We start from the raw sequence: 14,681 nt of genomic DNA, 5'->3' as shown, positions 1-14,681 counted from the left end.
GAAAACAACTTGTACTGGCGTTGAAATGTTCCGCAAACTGCTGGACGAAGGCCGTGCGGGTGAGAACGTTGGTGTTCTGCTGCGTGGTACTAAGCGTGACGAAATCGAACGTGGTCAGGTACTGGCTAAACCAGGTTCAATCAAGCCACACACTACTTTCGAATCTGAAGTGTATATCCTGAGCAAAGATGAAGGTGGCCGTCATACTCCATTCTTCAAAGGTTACCGTCCACAGTTCTACTTCCGTACAACTGACGTAACCGGTACTATCGAACTGCCAGAAGGCGTTGAGATGGTAATGCCAGGTGACAACATCAATATGATCGTTACTCTGATTGCTCCAATCGCAATGGACGAAGGTCTGCGTTTCGCAATCCGTGAAGGCGGCCGTACTGTAGGTGCTGGTGTTGTTGCTAAAGTGATCGCATAATTTTTTTAATGTGTTCATTTTGGAAGGGCATCGATAGATGCCCTTTTTATACGTTGTCTTAAGAAGAACCTATCTCATCAATAGTTGTCGATGGGTACATCAAATAACTGTACTGAATTATTGGTGAGATAGGCTCTGATACAACGGATAGGCTTTGGTATCCACCTGTTTTCAGACAAGCAGCTTTAAGAGAACTCTTCTTAATAAGTTCGTTTTCGGGCAAACGGATACAAAAAGTCCTGCTGAATTATGACGCCGAGTCAGATACAATTACAATTATTTTTGGGTTCGGTCTGATTTGTTTTGCTCTTGCGAGGCAAGCTGGCTATCTATTTACATCATAGTTACTTACATATAGTTACAGGTTGGTTTATGAGTGCGAATAGCAATGCTCAAGAAAGCGGGCGTGGTCTTGATATAGCAAAATGGCTATTGGTAGCAGTGCTGCTGGTGGTTGCTATTGTGGGTAATTACTATTACCGGGAGTATAACCTGCCCCTGCGCGCGATAGCCGTTGTTGCTATTGTTGCCCTTGCAGGAGCAGTTGCATTGTTGACTGCGAAAGGTAAAGCTGCATTAGCATTTGCCCGCGAATCTCGCGTCGAAATGCGTAAAGTCATTTGGCCAACTCGCCAGGAAGCCCTGCATACAACACTGATTGTTGCAGCAGTAACGGCTGTCATGTCGCTGATTTTGTGGGGGCTTGATGGTATTCTGGTGCGTTTAGTTTCATTTATTACAGGCCTGAGGTTTTAAGAATGTCTGAATCCCCAAAAAAGCGTTGGTATGTCATACAGGCATTTTCTGGGTTTGAAGGTCGCGTAGCCCAATCTCTGCGTGAACATATCAAATTACACGATATGGAAGACTCTTTCGGTGAAGTTATGGTGCCGACAGAAGAAGTTGTTGAGATCCGCAGTGGCCAGCGTCGTAAAAGCGAGCGTAAATTCTTCCCGGGCTATGTCTTGGTACAAATGGTAATGAACGATGCAACATGGCATCTGGTTCGCAGTGTACCTCGCGTAATGGGTTTTATTGGCGGTACATCTGACCGTCCTGCACCAATCAGTGATAAAGAAGTCGATGCGATTATGAATCGTCTTCAGCAGGTTGGTGATAAACCACGTCCAAAAACTTTGTTCGAACCAGGCGAAATGGTCCGCGTCAGCGATGGTCCATTTGCAGACTTCAATGGTGTTGTAGAAGAAGTCGATTACGAGAAGAGCCGCCTGAAAGTTTCGGTTTCTATCTTTGGTCGTGCTACGCCAGTTGAGCTGGATTTCAGTCAAGTCGAGAAAGCTTGATTTGATGCTTAATTGAGCTATTTTGCTTGCAAAGGGTGTGAAATTAGCATACAATTTCGCGCCTTTTGTTTTTGTTCGGGGGCTATTTTAGTTTATCCGAATAGGCAATAAGTCTGATGACAGACATAATTTTTGTGGTTTTGCCTGATTTAGTTATTAGGCGGGGCCTGAAACGTTAGGGGAGCCTCTTTCCAGAGGCGATAATACCCATATAGAGGAAATATAGATGGCTAAGAAAGTACAAGCCTACGTTAAGCTGCAAGTTGCAGCGGGTATGGCTAACCCAAGCCCACCAGTTGGTCCAGCACTGGGTCAGCAGGGTGTTAACATCATGGAATTCTGTAAAGCGTTCAATGCTAAAACTGAAAGCATTGAAAAAGGCCTGCCAATTCCAGTTGTTATTACTGTTTATGCAGACCGTTCTTTCACTTTCGTTACCAAAACCCCACCAGCGGCCGTTCTGCTGAAAAAAGCAGCTGGCGTTAAATCTGGTTCCGGCAAACCGAACAAAGACAAAGTTGGTAAAGTAACCAGCGCTCAGATTCGTGAAATTGCTGAAACTAAAGCTGCGGATATGACTGGTGCTGACGTTGACGCGATGATGCGTTCAATCGAAGGTACTGCTCGTTCCATGGGCCTGGTAGTGGAGGGTTAATCAATGGCTAAACTGACTAAGCGCATGCGCACTATTCGTGAAAAAGTTGATGCAACTAAGCAATACGACATCAACGAAGCCGTTGCTCTGCTGAAAGAACTGGCTACTGCTAAGTTCGTAGAAAGCGTTGACGTAGCTGTTAATCTTGGCATCGATGCTCGTAAATCTGACCAGAACGTTCGTGGCGCAACTGTACTGCCACACGGTACCGGTCGTTCAGTACGTGTTGCTGTATTTACCCAGGGTGCAAACGCTGAAGCGGCTAAAGCTGCTGGCGCAGAACTGGTAGGTATGGAAGATCTGGCTGAACAGATTAAGAAAGGCGAGATGGACTTCGACGTAGTTATCGCATCTCCAGATGCAATGCGCGTTGTTGGCCAGCTGGGTCAAATCCTGGGCCCACGTGGTCTGATGCCAAACCCGAAAGTTGGTACTGTAACTCCTAACGTTGCTGAAGCTGTACAGAACGCTAAAGCTGGTCAGGTTCGTTACCGTAATGACAAGAACGGTATCATCCACACTACCATCGGTAAAGTTGACTTTGACGCTGACAAACTGAAAGAAAACCTGGAAGCTCTGCTGGTTGCGCTGAAAAAAGCGAAGCCATCTTCAGCTAAAGGCGTTTACGTTAAGAAAGTTAGCCTGTCCACTACCATGGGCGCAGGTGTTGCGATTGACCAGTCTGGTCTGAACACCGTAACAGCTTAATAATTTAGGCTGAAAGCGAATAACGCTTTACCTCAGCGTCAGATTTGTCTAAAATCTGACGCTTCGAATTTGACTGAACAGATTTATAACAATTTATAATAATTGGTACATAAAATTTGTTCAGGGCAAATCACAGTTTTCGGTTGGAGCTTGGCCTAATCCAAGCCCCGTCCAAGACCGCAGGCGTAAGTACGTAGATAAATTACTTACTTAATATCCTGCGTAGACGGTGACAGAGCCAAATGAAATTTAATTTCTGGATTCTGCTCACCGTGTTTCAGCGCTCAGGCATATTTCATGTTCTGAGTGAAGTGAGTCCCGGGTTTGCCCGGTTAATCCAGGAGCAAGAAGCTAATGGCACTAAATCTTCAAGACAAACAAGCGATTGTTGCTGAAGTCAGCGAAGTAGCCAAAGGCGCGCTGTCTGCGGTTGTTGCGGATTCTCGCGGCGTTACTGTAGATAAAATGACTGAACTGCGTAAAGCAGGTCGCGAAGCTGGCGTTTACATGCGTGTTGTTCGTAACACTCTGATGCGTCGTGCTGTTGAAGGTACTGAGTATGAGTGCCTGAAAGAAGCGTTTGTTGGTCCAACCTTGATTGCTTTTTCTAACGAACATCCGGGCGCAGCTGCTCGTCTGTTCAAAGATTTCGCGAAAGCGAACCCAGCATTCGAGATTAAAGCAGCAGCCTTTGAAGGTGAGTTTATCCCAGGTTCGGACATCGATCGTCTGGCTACACTCCCAACTTACGAAGAAGCAATCGCACGCCTGATGTCAACCATGAAAGAAGCCGCTGCAGGCAAACTGGTTCGCACTCTGGCTGCGCTACGCGATCAGAAAGAAGCTGCTTAATTGCTTATTTCCTTCGTTGCTTTTTAACGTATAAATTATTTCTGAATTTTAGGAACACTTGTTATGTCTATCACTAAAGAACAAATTCTGGACGCAGTTGCAGAAATGTCTGTAATGGACGTTGTTGAACTGATCAGCATGATGGAAGAAAAATTCGGCGTTTCTGCTGCTGCAGCTGTTGCTGTAGTTGGTGGTGCTGCTGAAGCAGTTGAAGAAAAAACTGAATTCGACGTAATCCTGACTGGCGCTGGCGCTAACAAAGTTGCTGTAATCAAAGCAGTACGTGGCGCAACTGGCCTGGGTCTGAAAGAAGCTAAAGACCTGGTTGAAAGCGCACCAGCAGCACTGAAAGAAGGCATCAGCAAAGACGACGCTGAAGCTCTGAAAAAATCTCTGGAAGAAGCAGGTGCTTCTGTTGAGATCAAGTAAGATCAGTTTGAAGTTCGCAGCCTGATTTTCAAGGCTGGCGGCTGGCGATTTTTTAATCGCCAGCCTTTTTGCGCTGTAAGGCAGCTTGTCGTTTTGTAAGGACTTTGTTTTACAAGGATTACTTTACAAAAAGATTGCCTTACAGAGCACATGCAGGGTGTTAGTAGCATTTCACACTGTTTGGCTACTCATCAACCCAAAATACTCCTTCCTATTGACGACTTAATATACTGTGTTCTCAGCTACGATCCACTCGGGTAGCTCGGTAGTAAGGTAACGCAATGAAATGATTTAAGAGTAATAGCAATGAGTATTACGGAAAATATTCTATTTTCTGTTCGAAAAAATAGTGTTGCAGAGTGCTGTCCTTAAGGGCGGACAGAGTGGGTCACTTATCAGCGAGCTGAGGAACCCTATGGTTTACTCCTATACCGAGAAAAAACGTATTCGTAAGGATTTTGGTAAACGTCCACAAGTTTTGGATGTACCATACCTTCTTTCTATCCAACTTGACTCGTTCCAGAAGTTTATCGAGCAAGATCCTGAAGGCCAGAATGGACTGGAAGCGGCCTTCCGTTCTGTGTTCCCAATTCAGAGCTACAGCGGCAGTTCTGAACTGCAATATGTAAGCTACCGTCTTGGCGAACCTGTTTTTGATGTTCAAGAGTGTCAGATCCGTGGCGTGACTTATTCCGCTCCACTGCGCGTTAAACTGCGTCTGGTGATTTATGAGCGTGAAGCGCCTGAAGGCACAGTAAAAGACATCAAAGAACAAGAAGTCTACATGGGTGAAATTCCACTCATGACTGATAACGGTACTTTCGTTATCAACGGTACTGAGCGCGTAATCGTATCTCAGTTACATCGTAGCCCAGGCGTTTTCTTTGACAGCGATAAGGGTAAAACCCATTCATCCGGTAAGGTACTGTATAATGCACGTATCATTCCTTACCGTGGTTCATGGCTGGATTTCGAATTCGATCCTAAAGATAACCTGTTTGTGCGTATCGACCGCCGTCGTAAATTACCGGCTTCGATTATTCTGCGCGCGATGGATTACACGAGCGAAGACATTCTGAATCTGTTCTTCGACAAGACCACGTTCGAAATTCGCGACAACAAATTGCAGATGACTCTGGTACCAGAACGTCTGCGTGGTGAGACAGCTTCATTTGATATTGAAGCGAACGGCAAACTTTATGTTGAAAAAGGCCGTCGTATCACTGCACGTCATATCCGCCAGTTAGAAAAAGATCAGGTAGACCGCATTGAGGTGCCTGTTGAATATATCGCGGGTAAAGTTGTTGCAAGAGATTACATCGATCAGAATACGGGTGAAATCATCTGTGCTGCTAACATGGAACTCTCTTTGGATCTGTTGGCACGTTTGAGCCAATCTGGTCATAAAACCATTGAGACCCTGTTCACCAACGACTTGGACCACGGTGCATACATCTCCGAGACTCTGCGTATTGATCCAACCAACGACCGCCTGAGCGCATTGGTTGAAATCTACCGCATGATGCGTCCGGGTGAACCACCAACACGTGAAGCAGCAGAAAACCTGTTTGAGAACTTGTTCTTCTCTGAAGATCGTTATGATCTGTCTGCTGTTGGCCGTATGAAGTTCAACCGTTCACTGGATCGTGAAGAGATTGAAGGTTCCGGTATCCTGAGCAAAGCTGACATCATTGATGTCATGAAGAAGCTTATCGATATCCGTAACGGTAAAGGCGAAGTGGATGATATCGACCACTTGGGCAACCGTCGTATCCGCTCCGTTGGTGAAATGGCTGAAAACCAGTTCCGTGTAGGTCTGGTACGTGTAGAGCGTGCGGTGAAAGAGCGTCTGTCTCTGGGCGATCTGGATACCCTGATGCCTCAGGATATGATCAACGCTAAGCCAATTTCAGCAGCAGTGAAAGAGTTCTTTGGTTCCAGCCAGCTGTCTCAGTTTATGGACCAGAACAACCCACTGTCTGAAATCACTCATAAACGTCGTATTTCTGCTTTGGGCCCGGGCGGTCTGACCCGTGAACGTGCAGGCTTTGAAGTTCGAGACGTACACCCGACTCACTATGGTCGTGTATGTCCAATCGAAACGCCTGAAGGTCCAAACATCGGTCTGATTAACTCCCTGTCCGTTTATGCTCGTACCAACGAATATGGTTTCCTTGAAACCCCTTATCGTTTAGTACGTGATGGCGTGGTAACAGATGAGATTCATTACCTGTCAGCGATTGAAGAAGGTAACTACGTTATTGCGCAGGCTAACTCCGCACTGGACGAAGAAGGCCACTTCATCGAAGAACTGGTAACTTGCCGTCATTATGACGAATCCAGCTTGTTCAGCCGTGATCAGGTTCAGTACATGGACGTTTCGACACAACAGATCGTGTCCGTAGGTGCTTCCCTGATCCCATTCCTTGAACACGATGACGCCAACCGTGCATTGATGGGTGCGAACATGCAACGTCAGGCGGTTCCAACTCTGCGTGCAGACAAGCCGCTGGTCGGAACAGGTATGGAGCGTGCGGTAGCAGTTGACTCTGGTGTAACCTCCGTTGCTAAACGTGGCGGTGTGGTTCAGTACGTTGACGCATCCCGTATCGTGATTAAGGTTAATGAAGATGAAATGTACGCTGGTGAAGCGGGCATTGATATCTATAACCTGACCAAGTACACCCGTTCTAACCAGAATACCTGTATCAACCAGATGCCATGTGTATCTCTGGGCGAAATGGTAGAACGTGGTGACGTTCTGGCTGATGGTCCATCCACCGATTTGGGTGAGCTGGCACTGGGTCAGAACATGCGCGTGGCGTTCATGCCATGGAATGGTTATAACTTCGAGGACTCCATCCTCGTATCTGAACGTGTTGTTCAGGAAGACCGTTTCACTACTATTCATATTCAGGAACTGGCTTGTGTATCCCGTGATACTAAACTGGGGCCTGAAGAGATCACTGCTGACATCCCTAACGTAGGTGAAGCAGCGCTGTCTAAACTGGACGAATCCGGTATCGTTTATATCGGTGCGGAAGTGAAAGGTGGCGACATTCTGGTCGGTAAAGTGACACCTAAAGGTGAAACTCAGTTAACGCCAGAAGAAAAACTGTTGCGTGCGATCTTTGGTGAAAAAGCGTCTGACGTTAAAGATTCATCACTGCGTGTACCAAACGGTGTTTCCGGTACTGTTATCGATGTACAGGTCTTTACCCGTGATGGCGTAGAAAAAGACAAGCGTGCTCTGGAAATCGAAGAAATGCAGTTGCGTCAGGCGAAGAAAGACCTGACTGAAGAACTGCGTATTTTCGAAGCTGGTCTGTTTGCCCGTATTCGTACCGCACTGGTTGCCGGTGGAATTGAAGCGGAAAAATTAGACAAGCTGCCACGTGAGCGCTGGTTAGAACTGGGTCTGGCTGATGAAGATAAACAGAATCAGTTGGAACAGTTGGCAGAACAGTATGACGAACTGAAAGCTGAGTTCGAGAAAAAACTGGATGCTAAACGCCGTAAGATCACTCAGGGTGATGATTTAGCACCTGGCGTACTGAAAATCGTTAAGGTTTATCTGGCAGTGAAACGTCAGATCCAGCCTGGTGATAAGATGGCAGGTCGTCACGGTAACAAGGGTGTAATCTCTAAGATCAACCCAATCGAAGACATGCCTTACGATGAAAACGGTACTCCTGTTGACATCGTACTGAACCCGCTGGGCGTACCATCACGTATGAACATCGGTCAGATTCTGGAAACTCACCTGGGTATGGCGGCGAAGGGCATTGGTGACAAGATCAATGCAATGCTGAAACAGCAGCAGGAAGTTGCCAAACTGCGTGAATTTATCCAGAAAGCTTATGATCTGGGTGATGACACCCGTCAGAAAGTTGATTTGAATACTTTCACTGACGACGAAGTCATGCGTCTGGCTGAGAACCTGAAAAAAGGTATGCCAATCGCAACGCCAGTCTTCGACGGTGCGAAAGAGACTGAAATCAAAGAGCTGTTGCAACTGGGTGGCCTGCCGACTTCCGGTCAGATCACACTGTTTGACGGCCGTACTGGTGAGCAATTCGAGCGTCAGGTAACCGTTGGTTACATGTACATGCTGAAATTGAACCACTTGGTTGATGACAAGATGCACGCCCGTTCTACCGGTTCTTACAGCTTGGTTACTCAGCAGCCGCTGGGTGGTAAAGCACAGTTCGGTGGTCAGCGTTTCGGGGAGATGGAAGTGTGGGCACTGGAAGCATACGGTGCTGCCTATACTCTGCAAGAAATGCTTACCGTTAAGTCTGATGACGTTAACGGTCGTACCAAGATGTATAAAAACATCGTGGACGGTAACCACCAGATGGAACCAGGTATGCCGGAGTCTTTCAACGTATTGCTGAAAGAAATCCGTTCCTTGGGTATCAACATCGAGCTGGAAGACGAATAATAAATCATCGTTTTCCGCTGGCACTGCCCGCCTTATGTTGAAATAACATAGGATCGGGCAGTCTGCCAGCCAGTGGTTACACTGGTTACAAGGGGGGAGTGGCATGGGCCACTCACCTAACAGGTCTAACTCCGACAGGAGCCATTTCGTGAAAGACTTATTGAAGTTTCTGAAAGCGCAAACCAAGACCGAAGAGTTTGATGCGATCAAAATTGCTCTGGCCTCTCCAGATATGATCCGTTCGTGGTCATTCGGGGAAGTAAAAAAGCCGGAAACCATTAACTACCGTACGTTCAAACCTGAGCGTGACGGTCTTTTCTGTGCGCGTATTTTCGGGCCGGTAAAAGATTACGAATGCTTGTGTGGTAAATACAAGCGCTTAAAACACCGTGGTGTGATTTGTGAGAAGTGTGGTGTTGAAGTCACTCAGACTAAAGTTCGCCGTGAACGTATGGGTCACATTGAACTGGCATCTCCGACTGCTCACATCTGGTTCCTGAAATCACTGCCATCCCGTATCGGCTTGCTGCTGGATATGCCACTGCGCGACATCGAACGCGTACTGTACTTCGAATCCTATGTGGTTGTAGAAGGCGGCATGACCAGTCTTGAGCGCAGTCAGATCCTGACTGAGGAGCAGTATCTGGATGCACTGGAAGAGTTCGGTGATGAGTTCGACGCAAAAATGGGTGCAGAAGCGATCCAATCTTTGTTGAAAAACATCGATCTGGAAAACGAATGTGAAACTCTGCGTGAAGAGCTGAACGAAACTAACTCTGAAACCAAGCGTAAGAAACTGACCAAGCGCATCAAGCTGCTGGAAGCTTTCATTCAGTCTGGTAACAAACCAGAGTGGATGGTTCTGACTGTTCTGCCAGTTCTGCCACCGGATCTGCGTCCATTGGTTCCTCTGGATGGCGGCCGTTTCGCAACGTCTGACCTGAACGATCTGTATCGTCGCGTTATCAACCGTAACAACCGTCTGAAACGCCTGCTGGATCTGGCTGCGCCAGACATCATCGTACGTAACGAAAAACGTATGTTGCAGGAAGCGGTTGATGCATTGCTGGATAACGGTCGTCGTGGTCGCGCAATCACAGGTTCCAACAAACGTCCTCTGAAATCCCTGGCTGACATGATCAAGGGTAAACAGGGTCGTTTCCGTCAGAACCTGTTGGGTAAACGTGTTGACTACTCAGGCCGTTCTGTAATTACCGTAGGTCCATACCTGCGCCTGCATCAGTGTGGTCTTCCTAAGAAGATGGCACTGGAGCTGTTTAAACCATTTATCTACGGCAAGCTGGAACTGCGTGGTCTGGCGACTACCATCAAAGCAGCTAAGAAAATGGTTGAGCGCGAAGAAGCGGTTGTATGGGATATCCTTGATGAGGTTATCCGTGAGCATCCGGTTCTGCTGAACCGTGCACCAACCCTTCACCGTCTGGGTATTCAGGCATTTGAACCGGTTCTGATCGAAGGTAAAGCTATTCAGTTGCACCCATTGGTGTGTGCGGCTTATAACGCCGACTTCGATGGTGACCAGATGGCTGTTCACGTACCGTTGACACTGGAAGCCCAGTTGGAAGCGCGTGCGCTGATGATGTCTACCAACAACATCCTGTCTCCGGCGAGCGGTGAACCAATCATCGTTCCATCTCAGGACGTTGTACTGGGTCTGTACTACATGACCCGTGACTGTGTTAACGCGAAAGGCGAAGGCATGGTTCTGACCGGTCCTAAAGAAGCAGAACGCGTATACCGCGCAGGTCTGGCTTCTCTGCATGCCCGTGTCAAAGTTCGTATCACTGAAGAAGTGAGAGATGGCGAAGGCAACGTTACGGTTAATACAGGTCTGGTTGATACCACTATCGGTCGTGCCATCCTGTGGATGATTGTACCGCGTGGTCTGCCATATTCACTGATTAACCAGCCACTGGGTAAAAAAGCAATCTCTAAGATGCTGAATACCTGTTACCGTGTGCTGGGCCTGAAACCAACCGTTATCTTAGCTGACCAGACCATGTATACCGGTTTTGCTTACGCTGCCCGTTCAGGGGTATCCGTAGGTATTGACGACATGGTTATTCCTGAGAAGAAAGAAGGCATCATCGCGGAAGCAGAAGCTGAAGTTGCTGAAATTCAGGAACAGTTCCAGTCAGGTCTGGTAACTGCGGGCGAACGCTATAACAAAGTTATCGATATCTGGGCGGCGGCAAACGAACGTGTTGCTAAAGCGATGATGGAAAACCTCTCTTCTGAAACTGTGATTAACAGCAAGGGCGAAGAAGAACAACAGGTTTCCTTCAACAACATCTTTATGATGGCCGACTCCGGTGCTCGTGGTTCTGCTGCTCAGATTCGTCAGTTGGCGGGTATGCGTGGTCTGATGGCAACGCCAGATGGCTCCATCATCGAAACCCCAATCACCGCGAACTTCCGTGAAGGTCTGAACGTACTTCAGTACTTCATCTCAACCCACGGTGCTCGTAAAGGTCTTGCGGATACCGCACTGAAAACTGCGAACTCCGGTTATCTGACCCGTCGTCTGGTTGACGTTGCTCAGGATCTGGTTGTTACTGAAGATGACTGTGGTACTCATAATGGCATCATGATGACTCCGGTTATCGAAGGTGGTGACGTTAAAGAACCTCTGCGTGAGCGTGTACTGGGTCGTGTGACTGCGGAAGACGTTCTGAAACCGGGTTCTGCGGACATTCTGGTTCCACGTAACACTCTGCTGAACGAAAAATGGTGTGATCTGTTAGAAGAAAACTCCGTTGACAGCGTGAAAGTACGTTCTGTAGTTAGTTGTGAAACTGACTTCGGTGTCTGTGCGAACTGTTACGGACGTGACCTTGCTCGTGGTCATATCATCAACAAAGGTGAAGCAGTTGGTGTTATCGCGGCACAGTCAATCGGTGAGCCGGGTACACAGCTGACGATGCGTACGTTCCACATCGGTGGTGCGGCATCTCGTGCGGCAGCAGAATCCAGCATTCAGGTACGTAACAAAGGTCAATTGAAACTGACCAACGCGAAATTCGTTACCAACTCAGCGGGCAAACTGGTTATTACTTCCCGTAATACCGAATTGCGCCTGATTGACGATTTCGGTCGTACTAAAGAAAGCTATAAAGTGCCTTACGGCTCCGTATTGTCAAAAGGTGATGGCGAGAAAGTTGCCGGCGGTGAAACCGTTGCTAACTGGGATCCACACACCATGCCAGTCGTGAGTGAAGTGTCCGGTATCATCCAGTTCTCTGACATGGTAGATGGCCAGACCATTACCCGTCAGACAGACGAACTGACCGGCCTTTCATCACTGGTGGTTCTGGACAGTGCAGAGCGTACCGGTAGCGGTAAAGACCTGCGTCCGGCATTGAAAATCGTTGATGCTCAGGGTAACGACGTTCTGATCCCAGGTACAGATATGCCTGCTCAGTACTTCCTACCGGGTAAAGCGATTGTTCAGCTGGAAGATGGCATATCTATCTCTGCGGGTGACACGCTGGCGCGTATTCCTCAGGAATCTGGCGGTACTAAAGATATCACCGGTGGTCTGCCACGCGTTGCAGACCTGTTCGAAGCACGTCGTCCGAAAGAGCCTGCTATCCTGGCAGAAATCAGCGGTATCGTTTCCTTCGGTAAAGAAACCAAAGGTAAACGCCGTCTGGTAATCAGCCCACTGGATGGTAGTGATGCTTACGAAGAGATGATCCCTAAATGGCGTCAGCTCAACGTATTCGAAGGTGAGGTTGTTGAACGTGGTGACGTGATCTCCGATGGCCCAGAATCTCCACACGACATTCTGCGTCTGCGTGGCGTTCATGCCGTTGCTCGTTACATCACTAACGAAGTTCAGGAAGTTTACCGTCTGCAAGGCGTTAAGATTAACGATAAACACATTGAAGTTATCGTTCGTCAGATGCTGCGTAAAGTGACCATTGCAAGCGCGGGAAGCTCTGAATTCCTTGAAGGCGAGCAGGTTGAATACGCACGCGTTAAAGTTGCTAACCGTAAACTGGATCAAGATGGCAAAGTCCCTGCGACCTTCCACCGTGATTTGTTGGGTATTACCAAAGCATCACTGGCAACAGAATCCTTCATCTCTGCGGCGTCGTTCCAGGAAACAACCCGCGTACTGACTGAAGCAGCGGTTGCTGGTAAACGTGATGAATTGCGTGGCCTGAAAGAGAACGTCATTGTGGGTCGTCTGATCCCTGCGGGTACAGGTTATGCTTACCATCAGGATCGTATGCGTCGTCGTCACCAGAACGAAGTGGTTGAAGCACCACAAGTGACTGTTGACGAAGCCACTGCAAACCTTGCTGAATTGTTGAACGCAGGTTTCGGTAGTAGCTCCAACGAGTAATACCATGATGAGTAGGATACATCATTCGTATCACTAATCATAAAATGCCCTCTCTGGTAGAGGGCATTTTTATTTTGGATGGAAAACAGAATGAGACAAATCGTTAATGTTGCTGCCATGATTTTCTTGCTGTCATTCTTCTTTTTCTCTAATCAGGTCGCAGCGTATCAGCCTGATGGGGAAAGCTATCGTTATATGGAGGTAATCAGAGACAGCGAAATTTATGCCTTGATCGGAGAACATGTGATTCAGGTTGGCATCTTCAGGAAAGGGCAGAGCCTGAAAGTAGCTCAGGATGAAGGAGAAGACAGTGATTATTACGTATTTAGGTTTGGTAATGGGAAAGGTTACATTGCTAAAAACCATTTAAAAGAAATAAAAAAAGCCTCATTTCCCCGTGATCCTTTCCCCATCTTCAATAATAAAATCACTCAGGGTTTAGCTACCTTTCAGTCAACGAAGGTTTACAGCACGCTGAAAGCCGATAGTAAGCCAATTGCAGTACTGGCAGCAGATCTCCGTTATCCAATTCAGGATAAGGTACAGGATATTAAGCATAATATCTGGTATGAAATTAATCTGGGAGGACGTCTGGGTTATATTCGTGCTCAGGATGCTGAACAGGATAATGGCATACCCGTGCTGACATACCATCATATCCTTGAGGAGAAAGAGAATAAGCGTTTTCTGCACACATCAACAACCACATCTTTGAACGCCTTCAGTAATCAAATGGATTACTTAAAACAGGCTGGTTATACCACGATTTCACTCTATGAGCTGGAAGGGTACTTGAAAGGAGTAGTTAACCTGCCGGCGAAAGTCGTTGCTTTGACTTTTGATGATGGATTGAAGTCAGTGTATCGGTATGCTTACCCAATACTGAAAAAAAATGAACAAAAGGCGACACTTTTTATCATTTCATCCCGAATCAAACGCCATCCTCAGAAATGGAATCCCAATAACCTACAATTTTTGAGTCTTAATGAATTGTTATCTATGCAGGATGTTTTTGATTTTCAATCCCATACTCATTTCTTGCATCGATTAGGTAAAAATAAGAAGCCCATATTATTCAAGCGTTCATACCGGAATATTCTGTATGATTTCGAACGTTCTCGCCGGGCATTATCACAATTTAACCCCCATGTAATTTATCTTTCCTACCCTTTTGGCGGCTATAATATGTCAGCGATGAAAGCGGCTAGAAATGCAGGTTTTCATTTGGCGGTTACAACTGTGCAGGGAAAAGTTAAATTGGGAGATAATCCTTTTTCCTTGAGACGGTTATATATATTGCGGACAGATTCCATTGAAAAAATGGCGAAAATGATAGCCAATAAACCAAGAGATATTCCTTTTTCTAAGATAAATAGTAAAAAATGATATATTTAGAACGATTATTAAAATAAGTATATAGAACTCACTGTATTAATGGATTTTTATTAGAAATATCACAGTTCGCTATTTTTGATCATGTTTTCATG

10 protein-coding genes are annotated in these 14,681 nt (G+C 46.8%); all 10 read left to right on the top strand.

Features of this window, described 5'->3' with window-relative positions:
• Nucleotides 1-430 (top strand): EF-Tu C-terminal domain-related protein (locus AACS92_RS22250; RefSeq protein WP_339373562.1); only part of this gene is annotated, 430 nt, incomplete at its 5' end.
• A gap of 372 nt (nucleotides 431-802) precedes the next feature.
• Nucleotides 803-1,186: a preprotein translocase subunit SecE gene (gene secE, locus AACS92_RS22245; RefSeq protein ID WP_099109246.1), complete on the top strand. Its 384-nt coding sequence runs from the start codon at nucleotides 803-805 to the stop codon at nucleotides 1,184-1,186.
• A 2-nt stretch (nucleotides 1,187-1,188) separates the two neighbouring features.
• Entirely contained in the window at nucleotides 1,189-1,734 is a 546-nt protein-coding gene (gene nusG / locus AACS92_RS22240) for a transcription termination/antitermination protein NusG (RefSeq protein WP_099109247.1), read from the top strand.
• A gap of 226 nt (nucleotides 1,735-1,960) precedes the next feature.
• The gene (gene rplK, locus AACS92_RS22235) at nucleotides 1,961-2,389 is read left to right on the top strand and encodes a 50S ribosomal protein L11 (protein ID WP_038237931.1); all 429 of its coding nucleotides are present in this window, start codon (nucleotides 1,961-1,963) and stop codon (nucleotides 2,387-2,389) included.
• A gap of 3 nt (nucleotides 2,390-2,392) precedes the next feature.
• Complete coding sequence (rplA, locus tag AACS92_RS22230) at nucleotides 2,393-3,097, top strand: 50S ribosomal protein L1 (protein WP_099109248.1); 705 nt, start codon at nucleotides 2,393-2,395, stop codon at nucleotides 3,095-3,097.
• A 354-nt stretch (nucleotides 3,098-3,451) separates the two neighbouring features.
• Nucleotides 3,452-3,949 carry a 50S ribosomal protein L10 gene (gene rplJ, locus AACS92_RS22225; RefSeq protein ID WP_099109249.1) on the top strand — a complete coding sequence of 166 codons (498 nt, stop codon included), beginning with the start codon at nucleotides 3,452-3,454 and terminating at the stop codon, nucleotides 3,947-3,949.
• A 63-nt stretch (nucleotides 3,950-4,012) separates the two neighbouring features.
• Nucleotides 4,013-4,378: a 50S ribosomal protein L7/L12 gene (gene rplL / locus AACS92_RS22220; protein WP_045972989.1), complete on the top strand. Its 366-nt coding sequence runs from the start codon at nucleotides 4,013-4,015 to the stop codon at nucleotides 4,376-4,378.
• A 415-nt stretch (nucleotides 4,379-4,793) separates the two neighbouring features.
• Nucleotides 4,794-8,822, top strand: coding sequence for a DNA-directed RNA polymerase subunit beta (gene rpoB / locus AACS92_RS22215; protein WP_099109250.1), 4,029 nt, complete (start codon nucleotides 4,794-4,796; stop codon nucleotides 8,820-8,822).
• 148 nt (nucleotides 8,823-8,970) lie between these two features.
• Nucleotides 8,971-13,194, top strand: a complete 4,224-nt coding sequence (gene rpoC, locus AACS92_RS22210) for a DNA-directed RNA polymerase subunit beta' (protein ID WP_099109251.1) — start codon at nucleotides 8,971-8,973, stop codon at nucleotides 13,192-13,194.
• Nucleotides 13,195-13,284: 90 nt separating this feature from the next.
• Nucleotides 13,285-14,580 (top strand): polysaccharide deacetylase family protein, encoded by a 1,296-nt coding sequence (locus AACS92_RS22205; protein WP_099109252.1) that lies wholly within the window; start codon nucleotides 13,285-13,287, stop codon nucleotides 14,578-14,580.
• Nucleotides 14,581-14,681: the final 101 nt, after the last annotated feature.

Origin of the sequence: Xenorhabdus sp. KJ12.1 (assembly GCF_963876495.1) — a bacterium.
Classification (GTDB): Bacteria; Pseudomonadota; Gammaproteobacteria; order Enterobacterales; family Enterobacteriaceae; genus Xenorhabdus; species Xenorhabdus stockiae.
This window is presented reverse-complemented; position numbering and strand designations above follow the sequence as displayed.

Coding starts and splice junctions, on each gene's coding strand:
- secE (WP_099109246.1), top strand. CDS start 803: ATGAGTGCGAATAGCAATGCTCAAGAAAGCGGGCGTGGTCTTGATATA.
- nusG (WP_099109247.1), top strand. CDS start 1,189: ATGTCTGAATCCCCAAAAAAGCGTTGGTATGTCATACAGGCATTTTCT.
- rplK (WP_038237931.1), top strand. CDS start 1,961: ATGGCTAAGAAAGTACAAGCCTACGTTAAGCTGCAAGTTGCAGCGGGT.
- rplA (WP_099109248.1), top strand. CDS start 2,393: ATGGCTAAACTGACTAAGCGCATGCGCACTATTCGTGAAAAAGTTGAT.
- rplJ (WP_099109249.1), top strand. CDS start 3,452: ATGGCACTAAATCTTCAAGACAAACAAGCGATTGTTGCTGAAGTCAGC.
- rplL (WP_045972989.1), top strand. CDS start 4,013: ATGTCTATCACTAAAGAACAAATTCTGGACGCAGTTGCAGAAATGTCT.
- rpoB (WP_099109250.1), top strand. CDS start 4,794: ATGGTTTACTCCTATACCGAGAAAAAACGTATTCGTAAGGATTTTGGT.
- AACS92_RS22205 (WP_099109252.1), top strand. CDS start 13,285: ATGAGACAAATCGTTAATGTTGCTGCCATGATTTTCTTGCTGTCATTC.